Origin of the sequence: Actinoplanes campanulatus, assembly GCF_014647795.1 — a bacterium.
Taxonomy (GTDB): Bacteria; Actinomycetota; Actinomycetes; order Mycobacteriales; family Micromonosporaceae; genus Actinoplanes; species Actinoplanes campanulatus.
Map to the genome: position 1 here is coordinate 76,412 of NZ_BMPW01000029.1, position 24,241 is coordinate 100,652.

Here is a 24,241-nt window from a genome sequence, read left to right on the forward strand (position 1 = left end):
GGTCCGCCATGTTCCGTTTCATCCGCCATGCCCGCGTCGCCGAAGGAGCACGACGATGACCGACACCACCAGCGCGACCCCGATGACCGGCGGCTTCACCGGCGACCCCGCCGACGCCTTCACCGTCACCGGCACCGGCGGCTGCTGCGGCAACCCCGCGCAGGCCCCGCTCGCCCTGCCCGACCCGGCCGCCGCGACCGCCGCCCCGTGCTGCGGCACCACCGCCGAAGCCGAGCAGTCCGGCTCCTGCTGCGGAATCGCCGCCAAGCGGCAGGCCGTCGACGCCGGACAAGGCTGCTGCGGATGACCAGCCCGACGACCGCCCTCACCGGCCTGGACACGCTGCTCGGCCAGGTGTCCGTCGAGCGGATGACCGCCCCTGCGGGCGCCGCTCGGCATCGCCGGCTACGGCGACCCCACCGGCCGGTGGCTGCTCGTCCCGGACGGCATGAGCCTGTTCGACGCCTACGGCCGTGCCGAGGGTGCGGCCGGGCTGCTGACGGCCCGTGGTGTGGACGCCGACGGCTGGCACCACACCATGCTGGCCGGTCCGGACCCGGGCCCGCTGCCGGTGCTGTCGATCGAGCCGGGCCTGCACCGGCGGATGACCGCCGCCGCCCGACGTGCCGACGGTGGCGCGACGCTGTCTGCCGCTTCGCCGATCCGCCGGGCCGAGGTCACGGCCACCAACCTGCATGCCCGCTACCGCAACGCCTCGCCCGGTGGACTGGATCTGCTGCTCACCGCCCACCACGCCCGCGGGCTCACCGACGCCGGCGAAAGTCCGGTGGTGATCAACGTGGACGGCGCCGGCCACCTGACCACGGCAGCCGCGGTTGAACCCTACGAGCGCGTGGCCGATTCCCAGGCCGTCCCGCTCGAGCGCCTCAGCCCGTACATCTGAACGTCTTTCGCCTTGATTTGTCTCCGTAAGGAAGCCTTTCTCATGACCAGCAATGTTCCGGATCTGCCCATCGTGATCATCGGCGCCGGTCCGGTGGGGCTCGCCGCCGCCGCGCATCTGGCCGAGCGCGGCCTGCCGTTCCTTATCCTCGAAACGGGTTCCGGCCCGGCCGCCGCCGTTCGCGACTGGGGTCACGTGCGGCTGTTCTCGCCCTGGCGCTACAATATCGACCCGGCCGCCGCCCGCCTGCTCGGCGACGCGGGCTGGGTGCGCCCCGACGACGACAAGCTGCCCACCGGCGCCCAGCTCGCCGCCGACTACCTGCAGCCGCTGGCCGACCTGCCCGCGCTCAAGCCGCACATCCGCTACCGGGCCCGCGTCGCCGCGGTCACCCGCCTCGGCCTGGACCGGGTCCGCAGCGCCGGCCGCGACAGCACCCCGTTCCTGGTACGGCTTGCCGACGGCACCGACATCCACGCCCGCGCGGTCATCGACGCCTCCGGCACCTGGGGCACCCCGAACGTGCTCGGCGCGTTCGGCATCCCCGCCCACGGCGAGAACACCGCAGCGGAGCACATCGACAGCGCCCTGCCGGACGTTCTGGGCCGCGACCGGGACCGGTTCGCCGGCAAGCGCATCCTGGTGGTCGGCGCGGGACACTCCGCCGCCAACACCATCCTCGCCCTGGCGGCCCTCGCCGAACAGCAACCGGGCACCCAGGTGACCTGGGCCGTGCGGTCCAGCGCCCCGACCCGCACCTACGGCGGGCAGAGCGCCGACGCCCTAGCCGAACGCGGCGCCCTCGGCACCCGCTTGCGCCAAGCCGTAGAGAACGGCGCCGTCACCCTGCTCACCCGCTTCCTGGTCCAGCGCGTCACCGCTGATGGCGACTCGGTGCAGGTGTCCGACGGCGAACGCACCGTCACCGCCGACCGGATCGTCTCGGCGACCGGATTCCGGCCCGACCACACGATCACCGGTGAGCTGCGCCTGGATCTCGACCCGATCCTCGGCTCCACCCGGGCGCTGGCACCGCTGATCGACCCCAACGAGCATTCCTGCGGGACCGTCCCGCCGCACGGCGCCGACGAACTCGCCCACCCCGAGTCCGGCTACTACGCCATCGGCGTCAAGAGCTACGGCCGCGCGCCGACCTTCCTGCTCGCCACCGGCTACGAACAGGCCCGCTCGGTGGTCGCCGCCCTCGCCGGTGACTGGGACGCCGCCCGTGACGTCCAGCTCGACCTGCCCGAGACCGGCGTCTGCAACAGCGACCCGGTCGCCGCCGACGACACCATCAGCTCGGGCGGCGGCTGCTGCGGCACCTCAGCCCCGGTCGAGGTCGCGTCGACCGGGCGTGGCCTGGCGACCGGGATCGCCGGAGGGCTGCTCACCGCCCCGGTGCTGATCACCCTCGGCGACAAGCCGTCCGGCGACCAGACCGGCACCTGCTGCTGACCACCGTGCGAACCATGACCCCGCCGGCCACCACCAGTGGCCGGCGGACGTTCCACGGCTGGTGGATCGTCGCGACCTTCGCCGTCACTCAGACCATCGGGTACGGCAGCCTCTACTACGCCTTCGCCGTCCTGCTGCACCCGATCGCTGCCGACCTGCACACCTCGCCAGTCGTGGTGACCGGCGCGTTCACGACGGCGATCCTTGCCCAAGCCGCGGCAGCCGTGCCCGTCGGTAGATGGCTCGACCGGCACGGCGGCCGCGCCCTGATGACCGCCGGGGCGATGCTCGGCGCGGGCATGCTGGTGGCCTGGTCCCAGACCCGCACGACGTGGCAGCTGTATATGGTCTTCGCCGGGCTCGGCGTGGCGATGGCGATGGCCCTATACGAGGCAGCCACGTCGGTACTGGTGTCCTGGTTCGACGCTGACCGCCGTCCGAAAGCGATCCTCGGCATGATCATCGTCGCCGGGTTCGCCAGCACCATCTTCATGCCGCTGACCGGCTGGCTCACCGACCGGCACGGCTGGCGTCCCACCCTGCTGTTGCTCGCTGGACTGTACGCGAGCGTCGCCGTCCCACTGCACCTGCTCGTCGTCCGCCGACCACCGGAAGTGGTGCGCGGACCAGGGCGAGCGAGCGCCGGCCACCGGCGGACCCTGATCCGGGCCGCCATGCGCGACCGCCGGTTCTGGTGGCTGACCGTAGCGTTCGTCGCCCAGGCCGCCGCGATGACCACCATGACCGTCCACCTGGTCGGCTACCTCACCAGCCGCGGCCACCCGGCGACCTTCGCCGCGACCGTGGCCGGGCTGCTCGGTGTCCTGTCGGTCACCGGCCGGTTGCTGCTCACCGCCACCGGCCGCCGTGTCCGGCTGCACCGCCTCGTCGCCGCCATCTTCACCCTGCAAGCCGCCGCCGCGTTGAGCCTGCCGCTGCTCGCCGGCACCCGGATCGGAGCGATCCTCGCCGTCACCGCGTTCGGGCTCGGCTTCGGCATCGCCAGCCTCGCCACCCCGCAACTTCTCGCCGACCGGTACGGCACCGGCGCGTACGCCAGCATCGCCGGCACCCTCGCCGCGTTCGTCACCCTCGCCAAAGCCGGCGCGCCCCTGGCCGCGGCTCTCCTGCTCACCGCTACCGGCGGCTACCTGACCGTCCTGCTCAGCACCGGCGCCGCCAGCCTGATCGCCGTCGCCGGGATCCTCGCCCACGCCGACACCCCACGGCCCGTACACACCGCGCCCGGCACCGCCCCGCTCGGCTGACCGGGCGCGCTACGCCACCGCAACCGGCTTCGACCGAGCCAAGAACAGGCTGGAACCTGCCGTGGACACCCCTCGCCTGACCCGGCACGGTGCGCGACGACATCCGAGTTCGCCTCAAGAAGCCGCTACCGAAACTCGGCGGGCTTTCGTCGCCTGCGCCGTCATGCCGGCGCATCGGCTGGGCGCGGCCCCGTTCGGGCGCCGCGCCCGAGACGTGGTCAGCAGCCGCATCCGGTGTTGCCGCAGCCGCAACCCGTGCCTGCCCGTTGGGCGGAGCGACGCCGGTGTAGCCACCACATGCCCAGCGCCAGGGCGGCCAGGCCGGCGGCGACGGCGAGCAGCGTCTGTTCCAGGAATGCGGCGCCGGCGCTGGTGAGCACGCCGGCGGCGATGAGCAACGGCAGCGCGCAGCAGGCGGCGCAGACGAACAGGGCGAGCCCGCCGGTGATCTTGCTCCGGCGTGGCGGGGCGTTGTCGATGACGGCCGGGACCGGTGGTGTGGTCCGGGTCGGTGGCGGGACGGGCCGACTCATGCAGGTCCTCCGGAAGGCGCGTTGCCGATGGTCAGGTACGGGATCGGGCAGTCGGTGCAGGTGCAGTCGGTGAGGCTGTCGCAGCGGGCGTCGACCACTTCGGTGAGGGTGGTGCGGATGGCGGTGAGGTCGGCGATCCTCTGATCGATCTCGGCGATCTTGCTGATGGCGCGTTGCCGCAGATCCGCCGTCGGGTGCCGGCGGCGTCCGGCGTCGAGCAGTTCGGCGACCTCGTCGAGGGTGAATCCGAGCCGTTGCGCTGCCTTGATCACGTGGAGCAGGGCGACGGTGTCCGGTGGGTAGAGACGGTGCCCGCCGATCGATCGGGTCGGCTCGGCGAGTAGGCCGCGGCGTTCGTAGTAGCGCAAGGTCTGAATGTTGACGCCGGCCTGCTCGGCGACCTCGCCGGTGCGCAACCCGCCGGTCACGACGCCCCCGCAGCGGCGCGCGATCCCTCGAACGGCAGACCGGCTTGCGTCCAGTCGGCCTTGCCGCCCTCGTAGACTCGCACGTCGGTGTAGCCGAGCCGGGTGAACGCGGCGGCGGTGACCTTCGAGCGGCCGCAAGACGGGCCGGAACAGTAGGTGACCACGGTCGCGTCCCGGTCCGGTGCCAGCGCGGCCGCCTGCTCGGCGGTCAACTCGGCGGGCACGTTGACCGCGCCCGGAGTGTGTTCGGCGTCGTAGTGCGGCTGCGGTAGCGCCTCGACAAGGATTACTGTTCCGGCGTCGAGGAGGGCACGCAGTTGGTCACGGACGATCCGCCGCATCACCGGCCTCCAGGTGCACTGATGTCGTCCGGAAGCCCGACCATCGCGGCGAGTGTCCCGGCGGCGTCGGTGGGCATGCGGATCTCCAGCCGCAGGCCGGTGCCGTCGATGATGAGGGTGTAGCTGCCGAACGAGCAGCAGCGGTACTCGGCGGCTGCCAGCCGGCCCAGGGTGCCGGCGAGGTCGACATCGAGACCGAACCGTAGCGCCACCCCGTCGGGGCTGTCCGGTAGCGGGTCGCGGTGCTTCACGCGGGCCAGGACCTGCTGCCACACGTCGATCCGGCTGTGCATGTCGCCGCCGTCGGCAGCCAGGTCGCAGGCCAGTGACGTCTCATCGGACGCGTCGTGCGGGAAGTGGTAGGTGCTGCCCGCCGCTGGCAGTGCTGCGGTGCAGCCGCAGGTGTCACCGCACGGCCCGTCGTGTGGCGCCGTGGCGAGAGCGGCGGCGACCGCTTGCAGACGAGCCGCGTCCTCACTCAGCGACGCGCTGCGGCTGATCTGCGCCGCCCAGCCGGAGTTTCCCGGGCCGGCTGCGACGGCCTGCCGGTTGTGCTCGGCGATCTCGGCCTGCACCTGGTCGAGCCGGACGCCGACCGCGGTCACCAGACGCTGTTGGGTGTCGGCGCAGTCGCCGGCGCGCCAGGCGGTGGCCAAGGTGCCGAGGGTGTCGGCGTCCAAGCCGAGGTCGTCGGCGCCGGCCAGCAGCCGGACCGTGTTCACCTCGGCCGGCGGGTAGCCGAGGCGGTCGCCGTCGCTGCGGGCCGGCGGCAGAAGTCCGGCCTCCGCGTAGGCCCGCACCCGTGCCAGGGGCACCGCCGACGTGTCGGCCAGCTCGGCGATATCCAGCAGGGCGGTCATGACATCGCCGCCGCGGATACGGCTTCGGCCCGCTCCGCGAGCGAGGCGAGCACGTCAACGTGCGCGACCGGGACCTCGACATCGAGGACGGCGGCCTCACCGTCGGCGGCCTGCTGCGGCGTGGTGGTGAAGGTGAAGAACGAGCAGCACCGGGTCTCGCGGGCGGTCAGGTCCTCCACCCGATGGACCAACCCGGCCGGGCCGGTCAGGTACAACCGGGCGTGCGTCGCGTCGACCTGCTCGACCTCGCGAACAGCGGTAGCGAACAACTCATCGAACTCCGCCAACCGCAACGGCCGCTCCGACGTCGGCAGCGTGCACGCATCCGGAACCACGAAAGACATACCGGCCTCCTCGAACAGGGCGCCAGCGGCGCCGTCTGTTCGACGGTAAGCCTGTACCTAGGTACCGAATGCAACACCCAGATTCGAGGCGTTCACCTGGCCGGCCGACGATGAGCCTCAGCCCCGGTGCACCGATACCACGTAAACGGCATCGCCGAGCGCCAGGCCTTGAACGAGAAACCGAGGCCGCGTATCAGGGCGCGCATCTCGTCCAGCTCGGCGAGGTCGTGTTTGCTGAGCGTCTGCTCTGTGGGCGGTAGCCACTGTCGCCTTTGGGGTTGGCACCGTGCCGCTGCTGGAAACGGAGATTTAACACCGAATGTGTGGGCCGGACACCCGTCCGGCCCACATCGGCAACACCTTCTTACTGGACTTGGCAGCGGTCGCCATAGCCCTTGTAGCAGCGGTCGCCGTAACGGTGGCCGTAGCGGTCGTGATCACGGTCGCCATAACGGTGGCCGTAACGGTGGTTGTAGCGGTCGCCATAACGGTGGCCGTAGCGGTCGTGATCACGGTCGCCATAACGGTGGCCGTAACGGTAGTTGTCACGGTGGCCGTAACGGTCGTAACAGCGGTCGGCGTGGTACTTCCAGCACGGCCACGAGGTGGAAACCGACACTTCCGTCGGTCCGGTCCGACCGGTCGGGTCTGCCGAAGCCGCCGCCGGCAGCATGCTCCCTCCGGCTGCCACCGCTAGCACTGCGGTCGCCCAGATACGCGCGATCCGATTCATGGGATCGTCCCTTCTCTTTTGGCCTACAGCAGTCAGCTGACGCGTGGGATACTGCCCGGAAATTAGATCGGCTAATCTCCGGAACTCACGCTTTTTTACCGATATTATGATTTGCGGTCCGCAGAGCTTTGGGCCCTGGATAACTGATTCGGTCGCCCTTGCCGCCTTTGGCCCGAACGCGGCGTTTGGCATCTCTCCGCCCGACCGGATTTGTTTGGCCGGTTACGCAGTGAAAATACGTTCAATTCGGGTCGTCGCCTTCAGTGATCCCGGTCATCCAGCGACTCACGTGCAAGGTCATCGCCGTCTGGGACATGGATCATCCGGACGGGGGCAGGTCTGCTGGGCTGGCCCTCAAGGCGTGGCGGGCTCAGTCGTAGATCTGCGCTCCGTGCTGGACGCGGCGATGCGCACGAGACAACCGCGACTCGGAGGAGACCCGGGGCAGGCCGTGAGGGCTGACGGCCTGCCCCGGCCTGCCGCGGAGAGCATTGCCAGTTGACGACGGGCGTGACTCCTGCTGACCCCGCTTACCGTCCCGTGCCCTTCTGGTGGATGCGGCTGAGCGTCTCCTGCCACACATCCGGCCCGGCCTGATCCGCTTTCTTGGTCGTGAAATAGTCGCCGTGCCGGATGACTGCCCAGGCGAGAACCACCAGGCAGGACAGTGACAGGGCCAGCAGGAGGCCTTGGGCGATGTCTTCCGTCCACGAATACCAGTCGGGGTAGAGCAGCGCGTCAATCTCGGGAATGCGCGCGGTGAATCCCTCGCTGGCCAGCTCGTCGAAATAGGCGGGGAATCCGGTCAGGGCGACGCCGTCGGCGCCGACGACGAACATTCCCCACAGGACCAGAGTCGCGGTGGTGACCAGAATCGTGGTTCGAGCCCAACGACGGCCGCGCAGAACAAACGGCGCGAGAACACCGCATGCCACGCCGACCGCACCCATCACGAGCAGCTCGATCGCACCGCCGTGACCGCGCAGCATCAGTGGTGGCGTCGGCCCGCCCTGATCGGCGACGTCAGCAAAGATCGCCGTCAGCTTCTCCGGCGCGGAGGTGCCCCACCACCGCAGTTCCACCACCGCGACGATGACGAGAAAAAGACCGGTCACCGCCAGCACGCCGAGCAGACTTGACGACAGCCGGACCAGCCGGGGAGCACCCGTCATTTCCATGATCGAGATCATAGGGTGAAGACCTGGCTGAGGTGCCAGGCCGTGTGCGGATCGCTTGGCCCTGGAGGTCGTAGACGGTTTTCCCGGCGGGGGTGCGCGCCGAGTAGGACTCCGAAACGCAGATCGTCCTTTCGATGGTCAGGCCGAGAACGCCACGGTCGAAAGCTTATGGTGCGGGCTGCATGCCTCAACGCCAACGGTGATCGACCGCCGTGACCCGTGATGATCCGTCAGACGCGCTCTGGTCAGCCCGGGTGACCGGCCAGTTCCAGCGCGTACCGCGGGAACCAACGGCCGGCCGGCGGTGAGCCGGCGGTGCAGGCGCCGTCGGACTCGCCCGGCCGCTTGATCCACAGGTACGCGTCGACGAGCGGATGCCCGGTCTCGACCGTCGGCGGCGTACCGAGGGCCCGGCCCGGCGGGTTGCACCAGTGCCGGTCGCCGGCGCCCATCTGCGCCGGCCCGTTGCCGTTGCGGCTGGTGTCGACCACGAAGTGCGCGCCGCCGAGCAGCCCCGACAGCGCCGTCCCGTACGCGATGTTGTCCGGCGTGCTCTCGAAGTTGGCGACGTTGAGCGCGAAGCCGTTCGCCCGGTCGATGCCCGCGGCCCGCAGGGCCGGCGCCATCCGGCCCGCCTCGACCCAGGTCGGGTTGCCGGCGTCGAGGTAGACCCGCACGCCCGGCACAGCACGGAACGCGTCGACGGCGGCGCCGAGCAACCGGTAGCGTTCGGCCGCCGCGGCCGCGGGAAGGCAGCCGTCGACGGCCTGCGCGACGGCGTCCGGCTCGAGCACGACGATCGCCCGATGGCCGGCGAGCGCCGCCGCGAGGGCGCCGACCCACCGCCGGTACGCGCCGGCGTCACGCGCGCCGCCGGCGGAGTGACCCGAGCAGTCGCGCTGGGGAAGGTAGTACACGGAGAGCACCGGCACCTGGCCGGCCGCGCCGGCCTCGCGGACCAGGCGGCGGGCGCGGTCGGCGTACCCGGATGCCTCGTCGGTAAACCAGGTGGCCGTCGGCTGCTCGGCGATCCGGCGGATCGCCGCGGCCTCGCCGGTGCGTCCGGCGGCCTCGAGGCCGCGCAGGTGATCTACGGCCAGCCCGGTGCGTTCGACGAACAACGGCCAGCCGGCGAGCCGTCCGGTCGGGGCAGCATCGGAACCCCTCGCATCCGGTGTCGGCCCGCCGGCCCCCGCCCGGTCCGTCGCGTCCCCCTTCGCGACGAACCAGGCGGCTGCGCCGAGCAGCAGCACGGCGCAGAGTGCGGCCGCCACCAGGAGTGGGCGGCGGCCGCGTGGCCGCATCAGGGCATGGCGCGCCATCGGTCAGAGCACCTGCACCCAGCGGCCGACCGACGGCACGCCCTTGTCGTCGACCAGGTACAGCAGGTACCAGCCGGAGGGCACCAGGCCCTTGGCCTTCGGGACGGACAGGGCCAGACCACCCGGCACGGGGGTGATGTCAAGGGCGACCGAGCGCTGGTCGACGTCGGTCACGTGGGTGACGGCGCTGGGCCGCATGAGCCGGGCGGCGCGGATGCGGCCCGCGTCGGCGGTCGTGAACGTGACGGTGGTGCCCCGCTGGACCGCGGCGGGCCCCTCGGCCACGGTGGGCCGGTCACCCTTGAACAGATACGGCGGGGAGTAGACCTCGATCCGCTGCTCGAAGGTGCCGGGGTTCTTGCCGGAGGGGTCGTAGAGCGGGTCGCTGCCCATGGTGATGACCCGGCCGTCGGGCAGCAGGATCGCCTCGGAGTGGTAGTTGCGGCCGATGGTGGAGTCGGCGGCGCGGGCGAAGCTGTTGCTGGCGGGGTGGTAGATCTGCGCGTTGAACAGGTCGCTGCGGGTCTTGCCCTGGTATTCGCCGCCGCGGTAGCCGGAGGAGCCGCCGGTGGTGAGGACGGTGTCGTCGGGCAGGAGCACGGTGCTGAGGTAGCGGGCGGGTTCGGGCAGGTCGGGGCCGGGTCGGTAGGTGGGTTTGGGTTCGTCGAGGTCGGCGATGGCGGTGCGGGCGGTGGAGACGGGTGATTCGCCGATCTCGCCGCCGCCGAAGATCATGACCTTCTGGTCCTGTGCGGGTGCGAGCAGGACGGAGGAGCTGGTTTCGGTCATGCGGGGGTAGGACAGCCCGGGGACGGTCTGGAAGCGGTTGTCGGTGAGGTCCCAGAGCCCGGGGGTACGGCCCTCGGTGTCGGAGCCGTAGCCGGAGTTGGAGCCGGAGAAGAAGAGCCGGCCGTCCTGCATGAGGTGCAGCCCGGGGTAGGTGGGGAATACCCGCTTGAGCTCGGGCGCGTCGACCCAGCGCCGCTGACCGGCGAGGTAGCGCTCGTTGTTGCCGGGCAGCATCCGGCCGAACCCGTCGAGGCCGGAGACGGCCAGGACGTCGCCGTTCGGGGTCTCGGCGAGGGTCGGATACCAGCGGGGCTTCACCATGTTGCCGGTGCGGATGTAGCGCTCGGTGTTCGGGTCGAACTCGTACGACGTGTTGTCGCCGCCGTACTCCTGCTTTTCCCGGGTGATCTTGTCGGCGAGGCCGTAGAGGTTGCGCCGGTCATCGCCGGTGAGGCCGGCCAGGGCGTACTGGGCGGGGCCGCGGACGATGGCGGTGTCGCCGGCGAGCTCGGCGTCGACCCACACCTCAGCCTCGCCGGCGTGCGTCATCACCTCGTCGCCGTGCTTCATGGTGACGGCGGCGGGAACGGTGACGTCGGCGCGGGTCAGGTACGCGAAACCGTTCTCGCCGGTCAGCCGGGTGCCCTTGGGGAAGAACCGCGGCCCGCCGACGGCGGACTCGTTCTTGATCTTCATGACGCCCGCGGCGTTGGCGATGTCCTTCTCGAGGACCTCGTACGACTTGGTGCCGCCGGCGACGAGCAGGTTGCCGTTGGCGAGGAACGTGTGTCCCGCGCAGAACACGTCGGTGGGGGTGGGCACCTCGGTGAACTTGTCGTGTGCGGGGTCGTAGAGCACGGTGCGGAAGGTGCCGGCCTCGAAGTTCTCCCGGTTGTTGCCGCTGCCGGCGATGATCAGGACCTTGCCGGTGTGCAGCAGCGCGGCGTGGATCGCGTTGACCCGGAAGTCGGCCGGCACCGGAAGGCGCGACCAGTATCCGTGCTTCTGCGTGTAGGGCAGCCGGCTGATCTGGAACTCGTGCAGCTTCTCGGCGCCGAAGACCACCATGGGCCGGTTGACGACGGCGAGGACCGTCAGGACCACGAGGGTGACGAACCCGCTGAGCAGGCGGCGGGCCGCGGTCGGGCGGGGGCGGGGACTCATGTGTGCGACTCCACGGTTAGGGCGGGCCTGGTGGCGCCGGCGTCGGCGCTCGTGCGGTCGGATCCGGCGGGGCGGGACGGGACGCGGCGGCGACGCCGGTCCTGTACCAGCCAGATGGCCGGCGGCAGGAGACAGATGACCAGGTTGAGGGCGGGCCACAGCCACATCGCGCCGTGCACGTGGCCGGCGAACGGGGCGATGACCAGCAGCGCGGCGAAGAACGCCGCCCAGCGCAGGCTCTGCCGGAAGGTGAGCAGCCGGTCCGGGCTGGCCGAGTCGCCCTTGGGCGTCACCACGAACTTGCTGTTGCGGCGCAGCAGCGCGCCGAGGAACGACGACACGTAGATCGGCGTGGAGAGCGTCGACACCAGCATGCCGGCCAGGCCGGACGAGCCGGCCTCCTCGTGCGGACTGACGTTGTGACGCCGGTTCCAGACGTAGAGGCCGACCTGGAAGAGCGCGGCGTCCACGTAGAGCATCAGCCACACCTCCTGCGGCACCTGCACACCCTTCGCACCCAGCACCAGGTAGCAGGCGGCGTTCACCGCGCCGAGCAGCCAGGCGAGTGCGGTGAGCGGGTAGTAGGAGGTGAGCAGGGCGTAGTGCAGGCCGCGGCGGAAGCCGAGGCTCCACATGAACCTGGCGAAGGAGGTGACCACGACCTCGTCGGTGCCGCGTGACCAGCGGTGCTGCTGGCTGAAGTAGTCGGTCCAGGAGGACGGACCCTCGCCGACGGCAAGCACGTCCGGGGTGTAGACCGAGCGCCAACGCTTGCCGGTCTGCGGGTTGCGTCCACTGTGCACCGCGAGGCTGGTCGCCATGTCCTCGGTGATGGAGTCCTGCAGGCCGCCGATGCCGCGTAGGGCGCTGATGCGTACGGCGTTGTTGGTGCCGACGAGCATGGAGACGCCGAGGCTGTTGCCGGCGCGCTGCAGCAGGGAGTGGAAGAGGTACTGCTGTGACTCGGCCCAGCGGGTGACGACGTTGTCGTAGTTGCCGTAGATCTGGGGTCCGACGACGAAGGCGACGTCCGGGTCGCGGAAATAGCCGAGGAGGCGTTCGCAGAAGTTCGGCAGCGGCACGTGGTCCGGGTCGACGGAGACGAACACGTCGTAGTCGTCGCCGTTGGCGTCGACCCAGGAGTTGTAGTTGCCGTGTTTGGTCTTGGCCTTGAAGGCGCCAGCGGGGGTGTTGTAGTCGGGTCGGCCCTTGCGGCTGAAGTGGTTGACGCCGAGGCGCGAGCACATCTCGCGCACCTGTTCGTCGTCACCCTCGTCGAGCAGCCACACGTCGTACCGGCCGGGGTGGCGGACCTGGAGGGCGGCGCGCAGGGTGCGCTCGACCATCTCCACGGGCTCCTTGCCCGGCACGATGGTGGTCAGGAACGCCACCCGCAGGTCGGCCTGCGGCACCACGGGGACCGGGTCGCGGGCCCACAGGGTTGCCAGGCACAGCGTGACGACGTTGACCAGCCGGAACAGCTCGATCAGCGCGGTCGCCACGATCATGACGATCGTCGCCGCGTACAGCCCGGGGTGCAGGGTGCGCTCCGGAACCTCGATCGAGGAGAGCAGCCAGGCGAAGAAGGTGCTCTCGAACGCGAAGGCGAAGAGCGTGATCAGCACCGTGGAGATCGGCCGGCGGCGGGCCAGGGGCCGCATCTCGACCTTGTACCCGTGTGCCGGCGCGTGCCGGGCCTGGCCGGCCAGGACGCTGAAGCCGGCGTAGTCGTAGCCGCCGTCGGGGATGGCCATCGTGGCGTCGTCGCCCGGGTCGGGGAGCGATGTGCCGGTCCGATCGTCGTCCAGACCGGCGGGCGCGCCCGCGGTCGAGTTCATCGGTACGGGCGCGGCGGTGCGCTCGGTCCTTCCCGGGGGCATTTCAGTGACACTCATCGACGGTTCTCTCACCTCGCGGGATCTGTTACCGGATGTGACGGGGACGGTAATACCGGTGACCGTCCTTTACGGATCGCCGCTGAAGCCAACCGTGTTCACGCCCGGCAAATGGCGCTCTTCAATAGCGCCATTGCGGTTGGGTTCCTGAATGTTTCCCGACAGTTCCACAAGGAGACCGTCGAGCCATAAATTTGAGCCTCGAACGTGATCAGTGACACGTGACCGGCGAGTAGTTATATACGCAGCGTGGCGGCGGGTTCTGGTGCAGCGTAGTTGATCAATGTCTTCTCAGGGTGTCGCGCCGCACTTCCGCTATATCCAGATTGCCCTGGTAGTGGCGCCCCGGCCGTTCAATGCCGTCTGTGTCGGCGCGGTTCGGCCTGACCGTTTCGCGGAAATCGACAGTGGACGGCCGCGCGTGACGGCCGTCATGTCCGCGGCGGCGCCAGCCGGCCCCGACCCCGGGCGTCACACGCTGTAACCGTCGTTACGTAAGGCATCCGCCGTTACCACGTTTTAGCGGCCCCCGAAACATTCTTGGGCTACGCATTCTCGAATGCTCGGTGGCGGCCCGATCGGGGGTCGTCTCCCACTATTCCGAAAGGTTGCCGGCGCGGTCGTGGGAACGTTAACAATCACGCAGAAGCGGCAACGATGTGACCGAGGGTGATTTACGTGGGTCATCGCGGACCGCCGCCGCCGACTCGGCGGCGGGGGCGGGGGAGTGCCAGCGCTAATGGGCGATCTTCGCCTGACCGGTCTGCTGATCTGCGACGTGTGTGGGCGACGGCTGTCGGGGCATTGGGTGAACAACCGGGCTGGCTACCGCTGCCGGCACGGGCATACCAGCGCTCAACCGGCTTCCGGGGATGCGCCGCGCTGGGTGTACCGGTCAGAGGCTCGCCTCGTCGAGGACCTGATCGCCTCGAACCCGGAACTGGGCGGCCTGGCGGATGCGGGCGATGTCGCGGCGTATCCGAGGGCGCGGGACATGGTGGTCGTCTGTGGCCACGGCGCTCCGGTGCTCGAGGACACCGCCGGCGAGCCCGAAGACCGCCTGGGGTTCAACGTGTCCGAGCACTGCCGGAGGCTCATGTCGGGCCGGGCTGCTCCGCGGAGAAGGGTTCGGGGCGTTGCTCGATGCGGGTGACCCCGATCGATCTCAGCGCGTCCACTGCCGCGGAGCGGACGGCCGGCCCGTCGGGTAGCGGGGTGTGCACGTGAACCGTGTTCTGCCTGCTCATTGGCTCAACATCGAACACCACGTCGGTGCCGTCCCCGAGCACGTGTCGGAGCCGCTCGACGAAGTCTCGGAAGTGTCCAGGAGCCACCAGGTCGGTGCACACGACGGTGGTGACCGTCCGTTCGAGCGGCGGCTGGGGCAGGGTCGTCCAGATCCGGGCCTGGTACCAGTCCGGCCTGGCGTTCGCGTGCCGCAGCAGAGCCAGGCAGAACCAGCCGACGGCGGCGACGGCGAGGAGGGCGACGGCGACCGTGGCCGGTGTTCCTATCCTCTGCCAGGGCTTCAAGACGACGAAGAACGGCGCCACCATCACCGCTAGGAGGGCGAAGAACATGGTGCGCGCGATGCGGCGGTTCGTGGCAGGCCCTGGATTCTCCGACCCGTCGGTCTCGGCACCGTCCACAGTCGGTCTCCTTCCACGGCCCCCACTCGGCGGGAGCCTAGTTGTAGCAGGCCCATTGTGTCTCGGTTACGGCCGGGGCCCGGCCTGCACCAGCTGCGGCTGCTGGTGCGCCCGGACACGGTGCTGCGCCGGCAGCGTGACCTCGCCGCCGCCTCTGCCGGACGCACCTCGATGGCGATTACCTCGCCTGGAACACAATCCGATGGCGCGGAAAACTCGTTGGCAACGGACAGCCGCGTTCACCGCCGCTCCAGGAATGCCTGCATCGCCCGCTGAGCCTCCGGGCTGGCGAACAGCGCGGCCGAGCGCTGCGCGGCCTGCTCCCCGTCCCGATCGATGCGGCTGACCAGGTCGCTGGTGAGCAGCCGTTTGGTTTCTGCGAGTCCCTGCGGGCTGCCCTTGACCAGTTCGGTGAGGGCCTCGGCGACCGCGGCCGCTAGTTCGTCGTCCGGCACGCAGCGGGTGACCAGGCCGATAGCGGCGGCCTCGGCGGCGTCGAACGTGCGGCCGGACAGGAAGATGTCGGCCGCCGCCCGCGGTGCAAGGCGCGGCAGCAGACTCAACGAGATCGCAGACGGGGCGAGCCCGAGCCGCACTTCGGTGAGCGCGAACGTGACCGAGTCCGCGGCGATCACGATGTCGGCCGCGCCGACCAGACCGAGGCCGCCGGCGCGAACCGGGCCGGCCAACTCGACGACCACCGGCTTGGGCAAGGTGGCGATCTGCCGCTGGAGACGGACGATCTCACGCGGCCCGTCACTGCTCAGACCCTGGCGCGCCTCGGCGAGATCGGCACCCGCGCAAAACACCCGCCCGCTGGACCGCACCAGGACGACACGCACGTCGGGATCCTGCTCGGCAGCAGCCAGGCGACTGCTGAACTCGGCCATCAACTGCCTGCTCAGCGCGTTGCGGTTGTGCGGGCTGTCCAACGTGACCGTGACAACGCCACCGGCGATGCTCGAATGGACAAGCGAAGAGGTCAACGCGAGATCCCTATCAGTACGAGCGGGGAAGCTTGAGGGAGAACTGGGCGATGAAGTTGAGCGCCATCTCGCGGCTGACCGGCGCGATCCGGGACAGCCGTACGTTGGCCAGGGCTTGAACGAGGCCGTACTCGACGGCCAGCCCGTTGCCGCCGTGGGTTTGGATCGCCTGGTCGACCGCTTTGCAGGCCACCTCACCGGCGGCGTACTTGGCCATGTTCGCCGCCTCCCCGGCCGCTTGCAGATCACCCGCCGCGTCGAGTGCGGCGGCCTTCTGCGTCAGCAGGCGCGCCGCCTCGATCTCGACGTGGATCTGAGCCAGCGGATGGGCGATCGCCTGGTGCGTGCCGATCGGGGCACCCCAGACCTCGCGCTCTCTCGCGTAGTCGACGGCCTTGCGTAGCGCCCACCGGGCGGTGCCGGTGGCCTGCGACGCCGCCATGATCCGTTCCGGGTTGAGGCCGGCGAACAGCTGGTCGAGGCCGGCGTCCTCTTGACCGACGAGCGCGTCGGCGGGCAGCCGGACGTCGTCGAAGAACAGGCTGAACTGCTTCTCGGGGGAGACCAGGCCGGTCTCGATCGGCTGGTGGACGAACCGGTGCGCGTCGGTGGGCACCATGAAGAGCGCGGGTTTGAGCTTGCCGGTACGCGCGTCCTCGGTACGCCCGACCACCAGGACGTGACCGGCCTCGTCCACCCCGCTGATGTAGGTCTTACGGCCGGTCAGCACCCAGTCGCTGCCGTCGCGGTGGGCCCGGGTGATGATCTGGTGCGAGTTCGAGCCGGCATCCGGCTCGGTGATGCCGAAGGCGTAGCGGGCCTCACCGGTGGCCAGGCCCGGTAGCCACCGCTGTTTCTGCTCGTCGGTGCCGGAGCGGGCGATGATCGTGCCGACGATGGCCGGCGAGACGACCAGCAGCAGCAGGGGACAGCCGGCGGTCGCCAGCTCTTCCACGACAGCGGCGAGGTCACCGATGTCGCCGCCTCCTCCGCCGTACTCCTCGGGGATCGAGACGCCCAGGTAACCGGCTTTGGCGGCCTCGTCCCACAGCTCGGTGGTTTTGGCGCCGCGGGCCGCGGCCGCGTAGAAGTACGACTCGCCGTACTTGCGTCCGAGCTGGCGGACCGCAGCGCGCAGGTCGCGCCGTTCCTGAGACTCGACGAAACTGATCAACGGTCCTCCTCGGCGACCGAGATGACGGCCAGCACGGCGCCCGCGACGACCTGCCGGCCCACACTCGCGGTGAGCGCGGTGACGGTGCCGTCGGTCGGCGCGGTGACGGTGTGCTGCATCTTCATGGCTTCCAGCACGACGATGGGGTCGCCCTTGCTGACCACGGCGCCCACGTCGACGGCAACCGCGGTGATCGCCGCCGGCATCGGCGCGAGCAGCGAGCCGTGGACGACCGTTTCGGCCGGGTCGACGAAGGTGGGGATCAGCTCGAAACCGACGGACCCGGACGGGCCGTCGACATCGACCGCGGTGCCCGCGACGGTGACCCGGTAGGTTTCCCGGATCGGGCCGTCGCTCAGCACGACCTGGTTGCCCCGGGCGTCGATGACGTCGACACCGGCGACGAAGTCCGACATCAGCCGGTGGCCGATCGACGTGTATGTCACGGCGTACTGCTGCTGGCCGCGCCGGTAGGTGCGCTGCCGGGGCTGGCTGGCGGCGTTGCGCCAGGCGGGCGGGATCCGGGTGAGCACCGGCGCTGCCGCGGCGGTCTGGGTGGCCTGCCCGATGGCGGCCGCCATCGCGGCCTTGGCGAGCCGCCGCGGATCGTCGCCGCCGGTCCACAGGTCGAGGCGCTCGTCGAGCAGGGTGGTGTGCATCCGCCCGGCCACGAACTCCTTGTCGGCGAGTACGGCACGCAGCAGGTCGAGGTTGGTGGTGATGCCGTGCAACCGTGCGCGGCGCAGGGTGTCGCCGAGCATCCGGATCGCGGTGTCGCGATCGTCGGCACAGGCGATGATCTTGGCGAGCATGGCGTCGTAGTGGACGCCGACGTCACTGCCGGCCTCGATCGCGGAGTCGACCCGTACGCCCGGATGTTCCGGCACGTCGAAGATCCGGATGCGGCCGGTCTGCGGAGCGAATCCGGCGGCCGGGTCCTCGGCGTAGAGCCGCACTTCGATCGCGTGACCCGAGATCGCGGGAGCTTCGCCGGGCAGCGGCTTGCCCTCGGCGACGGCGATCTGGAGAGCGACCAGGTCGAGGCCGGTGACGCATTCGGTGACCGGGTGCTCGACCTGCAGGCGGGTGTTCATCTCGAGGAAGAAGATCTGGTCCTGATCGACGAGGAACTCGACTGTTCCCGCTCCGCGGTATCCCGCCGCCTGCGCGGCGGCCCGGGCGAAGGCATGCAACGCGGTACGGGTCTGATCGGGTAGATAGGGCGCGGGCGCCTCCTCGACCACCTTCTGATGGCGGCGCTGGATCGAGCAGTCACGGTCGCCCAGCACCCAGACGGTGCCGTGCGTGTCGGCGAGGACCTGAACCTCGACGTGCCGTGCCGTCGGCAGGTACGGCTCGGCGAAGACGGTCCCGTCGCCGAACGCGGACGCTGCCTCCGCCTCGGCCTTCGCGATCTGTTCGGCAAGCAGGTCGAGTGATTCCACGATCCGCATGCCCCGGCCACCCCCGCCTGCCGACGCCTTGACCAGCAGCGGCAAGTCCGCCGCGGTGACGGTGGCGAGGTCGACCTCCAGAACCGGCACCCCGGCGGCGGCCATGACTCGTTTGGCGTCGACCTTGCTGCCCATCGTCGCGATGGACTCCGGCGCCGGGCCGATCCAGGTGAGGCCGGCCGCCTCGACGGCGCTGGCGAAGGCGGCGGTCTCGGAGAGGAAACCGTAGCCGGGATGGATGGCGTCGGCGCCCGCCGCCCGTGCCGCCTCGATGATCAGGTCACCGCGCAGGTAGGTGTCGGCCGGCGCGCTGCCCGGCAGCCTGATCGCCGTGTCGGCGTCGGCGACGAACGGGGCGGTGGCATCAGCGTCGGAATGCACGGCAACGGTCGCGATGCCGAGAGCGCGACAGGTACGGAACACCCGGCGTGCGATCTCTCCACGGTTGGCGACCAGAATCCTGCGGATCAACGGATCCCCTTTCACAGGCGGAAGACGCCGTAGCCACGGGCGCCGGCCACCGGCGCGCTGTGAATCGCCGAGAGGCAGATTCCGAGAATCGTGCGGGTGTCGCGGGGATCGATGACCCCGTCGTCATACCCCAGACCGGAGGTGAAGTAGGCCAGGGACTGTTCCTCGACCTGCTTCTCGACCATGGCGCGCATCGCGGCGTCACCCTGTTCGTCGAATGGCAGCCCTCGGGCCGCGGCCGCCTGCTGGGAGACGATCGAGATGACCCCGGCGAGCTGCGCCGGGCCCATCACCGCCGACTTGGCGCCGGTCCAGCCGAACATGAACCGCGGATCGTAGGCGCGCCCGCTCATGCCGTAGTTGCCGGCCCCGTACGAGGCACCCATCACCACCGACAGATGCGGGACGGTCGAGTTCGACACCGCGTTGATCATCTGAGCGCCGTGTTTGATGATGCCGCCCTGCTCGTACTCGGCGCCGACCATGTAGCCGGTGGTGTTGTGCAGGAACAGCAGCGGTGTATCGCTCTGGTTGGCCAGCTGGATGAACTGGGCGGCCTTCTGCGCCTCCTGGCTGAACAGCACTCCCTGCGCGTTGGCGAGGATCCCGATCGGATAGCCGTGCAACTGCGCCCAGCCGGTCACCAGCGACGGCCCGTACAGCGGTTTGAACTCATCGAAGTCGCTGCCGTCGACGATGCGGCCGATGACCTCACGGGGATCGAACGGGACCTTCAGGTCGGCCGGCACGATGCCGAGCAGGTCCTCGGTGTCCAGCTGCGGCTCGGCGTAGTTCGTCTGCGGAGCGGACCCGGCCTTGCGCCAGTTGAGCCGGCGCACGATGGACCGTCCGATCCGCAGCGCGTCGAGCTCGTCGACGGCCAGAAAGTCGGCCAGGCCGGACGTACGCGCGTGCATCTCGGCCCCGCCGAGCGACTCGTCGTCGGACTCCTCACCGGTGGCCATCTTGACCAGCGGCGGCCCGCCGAGGAAGACCTTGGCCCCACCCTTGACCATGACCGTGTAGTCGCTCATCCCCGGCACGTAGGCGCCACCGGCCGTGGAGTTGCCGAACACCAGAGCGATCGTGGGCCGGCGGTCGGCGCTGGCGGCGGTGAGATTACGGAACACCGCGCCGCCCGGGATGAAGATGTCCTTCTGGGTTTGCAGGTCCGCTCCGCCGGACTCGACAAGCGTGATGGTGGGCAGCCGGTTCTGCCCGGCGATCTGGTTGGCGCGGAAGATCTTGCGCACGGTCACCGGGTTGGACGCGCCACCCTTCACCGTGGGGTCATGGGCGATGATCATGCACTCCACGCCCTCGATCACACCCAGACCGGTGACCACCGAACCGCCGACCGCGAAATCGGTTCCCCAGCCGGCCAGGACGCCGAGCTCGAGGAACGGCGAGTCCGGATCGATGAGCAGTTCGATCCGCTCCCGGGCGGTCAGCTTGCCGCGCCGGTGATGCCGCTCGACGGCCTTGGGGCCGCCTCCGGCCAGGGCTGTGGCCTGCTGCGCCGCGAGGTCGGCGACGCGTTCCAGCATCACCTCCCGATTGGCGGCGTAGCCGGGCGAGGTCGCATCGACGCTGGTTTTCACGGGAGAAGCTCCTTGGGCAGGTTCACGGTGCGTGCGCGCAGCCACTCGCCGACGGCCTTGGCCTGCGGGTCGAAACGGGTGGACGACGCGACACCGTCACCGAGAAGTCCCTCGATCACAATGTTGACCGCGCGGAGATTCGGCAGCGCGAAAACCTCGATGCCGAGTCCCGCCGACTCCGGAAGCAGCCGGGAGACGACGGTCGGCGTCAGCCAGTCACGCAGCCATGCGTACGCTTCGGCCCGCCGGGGATGACCGACCGGGACCCAGACCCCCACGTTGGCCGTTCCGCCCTTGTCTCCGGACCGCGCAAACACCAAACGGCCCAACGGCACTTCAACTTCCAACCCTTCGTGGGTACGCCCGAAGCCGGCCACCGCCTCGTCCGGCGGGTCTGCGGTCACCGGCGGCGGCGCGATGTCCACCGGCGTGCCGTCGGGCCGGATCACGACGTGGGGCACCATCTCCTGGGGCAGATAGGCGGCACGGTAGATCCCGAACGGGGCCCCCGGGCCGGGCGGCGCGGTCACGTGGAAGCCCGGATAGGACGCGAGGGCCAGTTCTATTGCGGCGCTACTGAACGCGCGGCCCACCACAGCCGGATCAGGGTCCTTGACGCAGCAGCGCAGCACCGCTGAGGCCGCTGACTGGGTGGCGGGGTCGGCATGGTCGGTGCGTGCCAGGTCCCACACGATCTCCGCCGGCGGCCGGGCATCGAGTGCCTGCGTGATCTGCTGACGCACCCAGCTCGCCTTCTCCTCGATGTCCAGGCCGGTCAGGACGAACTCGACGGTGTTCCGCCACCCGCCGACACTGTTGAGGGCGATCTTCGTCGTCGGGGGAGGGGCGACACCGCGCACCGCGCTGACCCGCACCCGGTCGGGACCGGACTGCTGCAGCTCGACCGTGTCCAGGCACGCCGTCACGTCCGGATTGGCGTAGTGCGGCCCGGCCACCTCGTACACCAGTTGCGCAGTGACCGTGTCGACCGTGACCGCGCCTCCGGTGCCGGGATGTTTGGTCACCACGGCGGTTCCGTCCGCGCTGACCTCGGCGAGTGGGAAGCCCAGCGGGCGGGTGGTGTCGACCGTGGCGAAACCGGAGAAGTTGCCGCCGGTGGCCTGCGTGCCGCATTCGAGGATGTGACCGACGACGACGCCGGCCGCCAGGCGGTCGAAGTCGGTGCGCTCCCAACCGAACTCGGCGATCGCCGGTCCCAGCGTCAGCGCCGCGTCGGTGACGCGGCCGGTGACGACGATGTCGGCGCCGGCGTTGAGCGCTTCGGCGATCCCGAAGGCGCCGAGGTAGGCGTTGGCGGTCAATGCTCCCGGCCAGCCGTGTGCCGCGGCCTCGCCGATCAGGTCGTCGCCCTGCACGTGGGCGACGGCGACCTCGGTGCCCTGCTCCGTCGCCAGGGCTCGGATGGCCTGCGCGAGCCCGGCCGGGTTGAGTCCACCGGCGTTGGTCACGATCCGTACCCCGCGTTGCCGGGCCAGCGTGAGGCAGCCGGCGAGTTGCCGCAGGAAGGTCTTCGCGTAGCCGAGCGACGGGTCCTTCTGGCGGTCCTTGCCCAGGATGAGCATGGTCAGCTCGGCCAGGTAGTCCCCGGTCAGGTAGTCCAGCGGCCCGCCCTCGAGCATCTCGGACATCGCCGAGAAGCGGTCACCGTAGAAGCCCGAGCAGTTTCCGATACGGATCGTACGCATTGTCCGGCTCAACACCTCGACCATCGATGTAGTGGTGACCGCCACACTAAACTTTCTGACAAAGTAGTCAAGTAAGGTGAGAAGTCTGATGGGACGAACTCGAACGAACCCCGCACCGACCGCACCGGCCACCGCCAAGGGCCGGCGAACCCACGACGCGCTGATCGCCGCCGGCCGGGAGATCATCGAGGAGCACGGGTGGGCGGGGTTCACCACCGAGGCCGTCACTCAGTCGGTCGGCGTCTCCTATGGGACCTTCTACACCTACTTCGAGTCCAAAGACGATCTGCTGCGCAAGATCGTCCAAGCGGCCGCAGGTCAGATGATCACCGCGAGCCTGGTGCCGGACACCCCCGACGACCCGTACGCACGCATCGTCGAAGCGAACCGCCGGTTCCTGGCCGCCAAAGGCAAAGCCGCCAAAGTGCTCCGAATGGTCGAGCATGGCGCCTACCTCGACGACAACCTGCGCAGCCTGCTCCTTGAGGTTCGTGAGTTCTACGTCGGCCGCAGCGAGGAAGGCATCCGCCGGCTGCAGGCAGCCGGGCTCGCCAACCCCGATCTCGATCCCCGCCTGACCGCGATCGCACTCGGCGGCATGGTCGAGCAGGTAGCCGTGATCATCGACGAACTACGCGAACCCCTCGACACGGAGAAGATGGTCGACCATCTCTCCCGGCTCTGGGCGTCGGCCATCGGCCTCCGGATTCCCGACACCAACGCCCAGAACCCGGCGTAGCGGGTTCGCACAACTCCGCAGGGGGCTCTGTTGCGTCATTCGATCGGGAGACGCGTTCAGCCCAGTAGTGCTTTGTCACTCTCGGGTGGTCGATGGTGACGAATAGGTCTTGATCTTGATGTTGTCGAGGTGTGGATACCGTTGCCGTGCAGCGTCTCGCCGATGACCTGGACGATTTCGTCAGGGATGTGTTCGCGCCGCTGACGCGTGTGGGCTGGCAGGACCGGGCCGGTGACTACTTGCGGCGACTGATGCTCGACGGGCGGCACAAGTCGATCCAACCGATGGCGGCCCCACCCGCCGGCCCGCATGAGCAGGCTCTGAACCATTTCGTCACGAACAGCCCCTGCGACGCCGCCGCAGTGCGGCAACGCCTCGCGGTCCGGATGGATGAGGCGATCGAGCCGACGGCATGGGCCTTGGACGACACCGGCTGGTTCAAGTGCGGCCCCCGATGCGGCGTCTGGTGCGGCTGGCGAAGTTGCGCTGGCGCATCGAGCACGACTACCGCGAGGTCAAGACCGGCCTCGGCCTGGACCACTACGAAGGCCACACCTGGCAAGGCTGACACCACCAAACCACCCTCGTCTCCGCCGCGCACGCGTTCCCGACCCTGCAACGCCTCGACCCAAGATCCCGTGCGCCGGAATGACCCTCTACTCCGTACTCCGACGCCAGGGCGGCCCGCCGCCTGTTTACGCCACAGCCGCCCGGTGCGCGACGGGCGAGACCGCATTCTGGCTGCGGCTTCTGTCGGCCAATTGCGTCGGTGTCCGTCACCGGGAGGATTGCAGCCGATGATGGCAGGGGTGCTGACCCGGGAGGGTCATGGTCTCCCGGGTCAGCGCTTACTTACGCGGCTTCGACACTGAAGCGCTGCTGGTCGGCGTCGATCGCGACGATCCTGACCGATACGCGAGTGTCGACCGGCCAGGTCTGCTGGTACGCGAGACCGGTGCAGCCGTCGGCTTCGACGAACGAGCCGAACGGTATCTGTTTGGTCACCACGCCCTCGACGAGGTCGCCGACCTGGTGGCTAGTCGTGAACTCTTGCCAGCCCATGTTTCACCGGGCATCAAGGGCGGAAGCCCGGTCCGTCGGGGCCGGGAGGAAGCCTGGTACGGCGCGGGGGCGTGTCGTCATGGCATCTCCAGCATTGAGGCATATCTTCAATAAGTGATGGTGATCGAGTTGCTGAAACTCGCCCCGACGGGCGAGCAGGCCGCGATGCTGGACGCGACGAT

Annotated in this window: 23 protein-coding genes and 3 pseudogenes; 8 read left to right on the forward strand and 18 right to left on the reverse strand. The window is 69.7% G+C overall.

Translation table 11 applies throughout. The features are described from left to right. Nucleotides 1–55 precede the first annotated feature (55 nt). From IEZ13_RS40040 to IEZ13_RS40055, 4 genes are all read left to right on the forward strand, one after another. Nucleotides 56–307: a hypothetical protein gene (locus IEZ13_RS40040; RefSeq protein WP_183226789.1), complete on the forward strand. Its 252-nt coding sequence runs from the start codon at nucleotides 56–58 to the stop codon at nucleotides 305–307. 141 nt (nucleotides 308–448) lie between these two features. Then, nucleotides 449–904 carry a hypothetical protein gene (locus IEZ13_RS40045; RefSeq protein ID WP_183226790.1) on the forward strand — a complete coding sequence of 152 codons (456 nt, stop codon included), beginning with the start codon at nucleotides 449–451 and terminating at the stop codon, nucleotides 902–904. Between the two features lie 42 nt (nucleotides 905–946). Beyond that, a complete protein-coding gene (locus IEZ13_RS40050; protein WP_183226791.1) occupies nucleotides 947–2,362 on the forward strand; it encodes an NAD(P)-binding domain-containing protein in 1,416 nt (471 codons plus the stop codon). Nucleotides 2,363–2,376: 14 nt separating this feature from the next. Next, nucleotides 2,377–3,630 carry an MFS transporter gene (locus IEZ13_RS40055; RefSeq protein ID WP_183226792.1) on the forward strand — a complete coding sequence of 418 codons (1,254 nt, stop codon included), beginning with the start codon at nucleotides 2,377–2,379 and terminating at the stop codon, nucleotides 3,628–3,630. Nucleotides 3,631–3,848: 218 nt separating this feature from the next. On the opposite strand, the gene IEZ13_RS40060 is transcribed toward IEZ13_RS40055, so the two are convergent. The 10 genes from IEZ13_RS40060 to IEZ13_RS40105 all read right to left on the reverse strand — a co-directional run bounded on the left by IEZ13_RS40060 (nucleotide 3,849) and on the right by IEZ13_RS40105 (nucleotide 13,217). After that, nucleotides 3,849–4,163, reverse strand: coding sequence for a hypothetical protein (locus IEZ13_RS40060; protein WP_183226793.1), 315 nt, complete (start codon nucleotides 4,161–4,163; stop codon nucleotides 3,849–3,851). Continuing rightward, complete coding sequence (locus IEZ13_RS40065; protein WP_183226794.1) at nucleotides 4,160–4,591, reverse strand: MerR family transcriptional regulator; 432 nt, start codon at nucleotides 4,589–4,591, stop codon at nucleotides 4,160–4,162. Before IEZ13_RS40065 ends, IEZ13_RS40060 begins: the two co-directional genes overlap by 4 nt. Further along, nucleotides 4,588–4,932 (reverse strand): rhodanese-like domain-containing protein, encoded by a 345-nt coding sequence (locus IEZ13_RS40070; RefSeq protein WP_183226795.1) that lies wholly within the window; start codon nucleotides 4,930–4,932, stop codon nucleotides 4,588–4,590. Before IEZ13_RS40070 ends, IEZ13_RS40065 begins: the two co-directional genes overlap by 4 nt. Then, the gene (locus IEZ13_RS40075; RefSeq protein ID WP_183226796.1) at nucleotides 4,932–5,792 is read right to left on the reverse strand and encodes a MerR family transcriptional regulator; all 861 of its coding nucleotides are present in this window, start codon (nucleotides 5,790–5,792) and stop codon (nucleotides 4,932–4,934) included. The genes IEZ13_RS40070 and IEZ13_RS40075 overlap by 1 nt, the downstream gene beginning before the upstream one ends. Further along, on the reverse strand, nucleotides 5,789–6,136 hold the full coding sequence (locus IEZ13_RS40080; protein ID WP_183226797.1) for a hypothetical protein: 348 nt from the start codon (nucleotides 6,134–6,136) through the stop codon (nucleotides 5,789–5,791). The genes IEZ13_RS40075 and IEZ13_RS40080 overlap by 4 nt, the downstream gene beginning before the upstream one ends. Nucleotides 6,137–6,500: 364 nt before the next feature. Continuing rightward, nucleotides 6,501–6,869: a hypothetical protein gene (locus tag IEZ13_RS40085; protein ID WP_183226798.1), complete on the reverse strand. Its 369-nt coding sequence runs from the start codon at nucleotides 6,867–6,869 to the stop codon at nucleotides 6,501–6,503. A 530-nt stretch (nucleotides 6,870–7,399) separates the two neighbouring features. Then, nucleotides 7,400–8,059 carry a hypothetical protein gene (locus IEZ13_RS40090; protein WP_183226799.1) on the reverse strand — a complete coding sequence of 220 codons (660 nt, stop codon included), beginning with the start codon at nucleotides 8,057–8,059 and terminating at the stop codon, nucleotides 7,400–7,402. Nucleotides 8,060–8,292: 233 nt separating this feature from the next. Further along, the gene (locus IEZ13_RS40095) at nucleotides 8,293–9,369 is read right to left on the reverse strand and encodes a glycoside hydrolase family 6 protein (protein ID WP_229795635.1); all 1,077 of its coding nucleotides are present in this window, start codon (nucleotides 9,367–9,369) and stop codon (nucleotides 8,293–8,295) included. A 3-nt stretch (nucleotides 9,370–9,372) separates the two neighbouring features. Continuing rightward, on the reverse strand, nucleotides 9,373–11,322 hold the full coding sequence (glxA, locus tag IEZ13_RS40100; RefSeq protein ID WP_183226800.1) for a radical copper oxidase GlxA: 1,950 nt from the start codon (nucleotides 11,320–11,322) through the stop codon (nucleotides 9,373–9,375). After that, nucleotides 11,319–13,217 carry a glycosyltransferase family 2 protein gene (locus IEZ13_RS40105; RefSeq protein WP_229795637.1) on the reverse strand — a complete coding sequence of 633 codons (1,899 nt, stop codon included), beginning with the start codon at nucleotides 13,215–13,217 and terminating at the stop codon, nucleotides 11,319–11,321. Before IEZ13_RS40105 ends, glxA begins: the two co-directional genes overlap by 4 nt. Before the next feature lie 739 nt (nucleotides 13,218–13,956). Between IEZ13_RS40105 and IEZ13_RS47165 the strand changes: the two are divergent. Continuing rightward, nucleotides 13,957–14,025: pseudogene (locus IEZ13_RS47165) on the forward strand (hypothetical protein); the annotation flags it as partial. A gap of 87 nt (nucleotides 14,026–14,112) precedes the next feature. Here the strand turns inward: IEZ13_RS47165 and IEZ13_RS47170 are convergent. From IEZ13_RS47170 to IEZ13_RS40140, 7 genes are all read right to left on the reverse strand, one after another. Next, a complete protein-coding gene (locus IEZ13_RS47170; protein WP_229795639.1) occupies nucleotides 14,113–14,301 on the reverse strand; it encodes a hypothetical protein in 189 nt (62 codons plus the stop codon). 10 nt (nucleotides 14,302–14,311) lie between these two features. Further along, nucleotides 14,312–14,866, reverse strand: a complete 555-nt coding sequence (locus tag IEZ13_RS40115; RefSeq protein ID WP_183226802.1) for a hypothetical protein — start codon at nucleotides 14,864–14,866, stop codon at nucleotides 14,312–14,314. Between the two features lie 239 nt (nucleotides 14,867–15,105). After that, on the reverse strand, nucleotides 15,106–15,852 hold the full coding sequence (locus IEZ13_RS40120) for an enoyl-CoA hydratase family protein (RefSeq protein WP_183226803.1): 747 nt from the start codon (nucleotides 15,850–15,852) through the stop codon (nucleotides 15,106–15,108). A 13-nt stretch (nucleotides 15,853–15,865) separates the two neighbouring features. Beyond that, the gene (locus IEZ13_RS40125; RefSeq protein ID WP_183226815.1) at nucleotides 15,866–17,023 is read right to left on the reverse strand and encodes an acyl-CoA dehydrogenase family protein; all 1,158 of its coding nucleotides are present in this window, start codon (nucleotides 17,021–17,023) and stop codon (nucleotides 15,866–15,868) included. Continuing rightward, nucleotides 17,023–18,951 carry an acetyl/propionyl/methylcrotonyl-CoA carboxylase subunit alpha gene (locus IEZ13_RS40130; protein WP_183226804.1) on the reverse strand — a complete coding sequence of 643 codons (1,929 nt, stop codon included), beginning with the start codon at nucleotides 18,949–18,951 and terminating at the stop codon, nucleotides 17,023–17,025. Before IEZ13_RS40130 ends, IEZ13_RS40125 begins: the two co-directional genes overlap by 1 nt. Before the next feature lie 11 nt (nucleotides 18,952–18,962). Beyond that, complete coding sequence (locus IEZ13_RS40135; protein ID WP_183226816.1) at nucleotides 18,963–20,498, reverse strand: acyl-CoA carboxylase subunit beta; 1,536 nt, start codon at nucleotides 20,496–20,498, stop codon at nucleotides 18,963–18,965. Between the two features lie 50 nt (nucleotides 20,499–20,548). Further along, nucleotides 20,549–22,258, reverse strand: a complete 1,710-nt coding sequence (locus tag IEZ13_RS40140) for an acyclic terpene utilization AtuA family protein (RefSeq protein ID WP_183226805.1) — start codon at nucleotides 22,256–22,258, stop codon at nucleotides 20,549–20,551. Between the two features lie 88 nt (nucleotides 22,259–22,346). Between IEZ13_RS40140 and IEZ13_RS40145 the strand changes: the two genes are divergently transcribed. From IEZ13_RS40145 to IEZ13_RS47180, 3 genes and pseudogenes are all read left to right on the forward strand, one after another. Further along, nucleotides 22,347–22,997, forward strand: a complete 651-nt coding sequence (locus tag IEZ13_RS40145; protein WP_183226806.1) for a TetR/AcrR family transcriptional regulator — start codon at nucleotides 22,347–22,349, stop codon at nucleotides 22,995–22,997. A 251-nt stretch (nucleotides 22,998–23,248) separates the two neighbouring features. Continuing rightward, nucleotides 23,249–23,395: pseudogene (locus IEZ13_RS47175) on the forward strand (transposase); the annotation flags it as partial. Between the two features lie 56 nt (nucleotides 23,396–23,451). Continuing rightward, nucleotides 23,452–23,649, forward strand: a pseudogene (locus IEZ13_RS47180) (transposase); the annotation flags it as partial. A 200-nt stretch (nucleotides 23,650–23,849) separates the two neighbouring features. Here IEZ13_RS47180 and IEZ13_RS40155 read toward each other — a convergent pair. Further along, nucleotides 23,850–24,059 carry a hypothetical protein gene (locus IEZ13_RS40155; RefSeq protein ID WP_183226807.1) on the reverse strand — a complete coding sequence of 70 codons (210 nt, stop codon included), beginning with the start codon at nucleotides 24,057–24,059 and terminating at the stop codon, nucleotides 23,850–23,852. Nucleotides 24,060–24,241 lie beyond the last annotated feature (182 nt).

Excerpts from the sequence above, each read along its gene's own strand:
- IEZ13_RS40070 (WP_183226795.1), bottom strand. The coding sequence starts at position 4,932 with ATGCGGCGGATCGTCCGTGACCAACTGCGTGCCCTCCTCGACGCCGGA.
- IEZ13_RS40085 (WP_183226798.1), bottom strand. The coding sequence starts at position 6,869 with ATGAATCGGATCGCGCGTATCTGGGCGACCGCAGTGCTAGCGGTGGCA.
- IEZ13_RS40090 (WP_183226799.1), bottom strand. The coding sequence starts at position 8,059 with ATGATCTCGATCATGGAAATGACGGGTGCTCCCCGGCTGGTCCGGCTG.
- IEZ13_RS40040 (WP_183226789.1), top strand. The coding sequence starts at position 56 with ATGACCGACACCACCAGCGCGACCCCGATGACCGGCGGCTTCACCGGC.
- IEZ13_RS40135 (WP_183226816.1), bottom strand. The coding sequence starts at position 20,498 with ATGCTGGAACGCGTCGCCGACCTCGCGGCGCAGCAGGCCACAGCCCTG.
- IEZ13_RS40095 (WP_229795635.1), bottom strand. The coding sequence starts at position 9,369 with ATGGCGCGCCATGCCCTGATGCGGCCACGCGGCCGCCGCCCACTCCTG.
- IEZ13_RS40045 (WP_183226790.1), top strand. The coding sequence starts at position 449 with ATGAGCCTGTTCGACGCCTACGGCCGTGCCGAGGGTGCGGCCGGGCTG.
- IEZ13_RS40075 (WP_183226796.1), bottom strand. The coding sequence starts at position 5,792 with ATGACCGCCCTGCTGGATATCGCCGAGCTGGCCGACACGTCGGCGGTG.
- glxA (WP_183226800.1), bottom strand. The coding sequence starts at position 11,322 with ATGAGTCCCCGCCCCCGCCCGACCGCGGCCCGCCGCCTGCTCAGCGGG.
- IEZ13_RS40145 (WP_183226806.1), top strand. The coding sequence starts at position 22,347 with ATGGGACGAACTCGAACGAACCCCGCACCGACCGCACCGGCCACCGCC.
- IEZ13_RS40080 (WP_183226797.1), bottom strand. The coding sequence starts at position 6,136 with ATGTCTTTCGTGGTTCCGGATGCGTGCACGCTGCCGACGTCGGAGCGG.
- IEZ13_RS40050 (WP_183226791.1), top strand. The coding sequence starts at position 947 with ATGACCAGCAATGTTCCGGATCTGCCCATCGTGATCATCGGCGCCGGT.
- IEZ13_RS40060 (WP_183226793.1), bottom strand. The coding sequence starts at position 4,163 with ATGAGTCGGCCCGTCCCGCCACCGACCCGGACCACACCACCGGTCCCG.
- IEZ13_RS40105 (WP_229795637.1), bottom strand. The coding sequence starts at position 13,217 with ATGAGTGTCACTGAAATGCCCCCGGGAAGGACCGAGCGCACCGCCGCG.
- IEZ13_RS40140 (WP_183226805.1), bottom strand. The coding sequence starts at position 22,258 with ATGCGTACGATCCGTATCGGAAACTGCTCGGGCTTCTACGGTGACCGC.
- IEZ13_RS40155 (WP_183226807.1), bottom strand. The coding sequence starts at position 24,059 with ATGGGCTGGCAAGAGTTCACGACTAGCCACCAGGTCGGCGACCTCGTC.
- IEZ13_RS40055 (WP_183226792.1), top strand. The coding sequence starts at position 2,377 with ATGACCCCGCCGGCCACCACCAGTGGCCGGCGGACGTTCCACGGCTGG.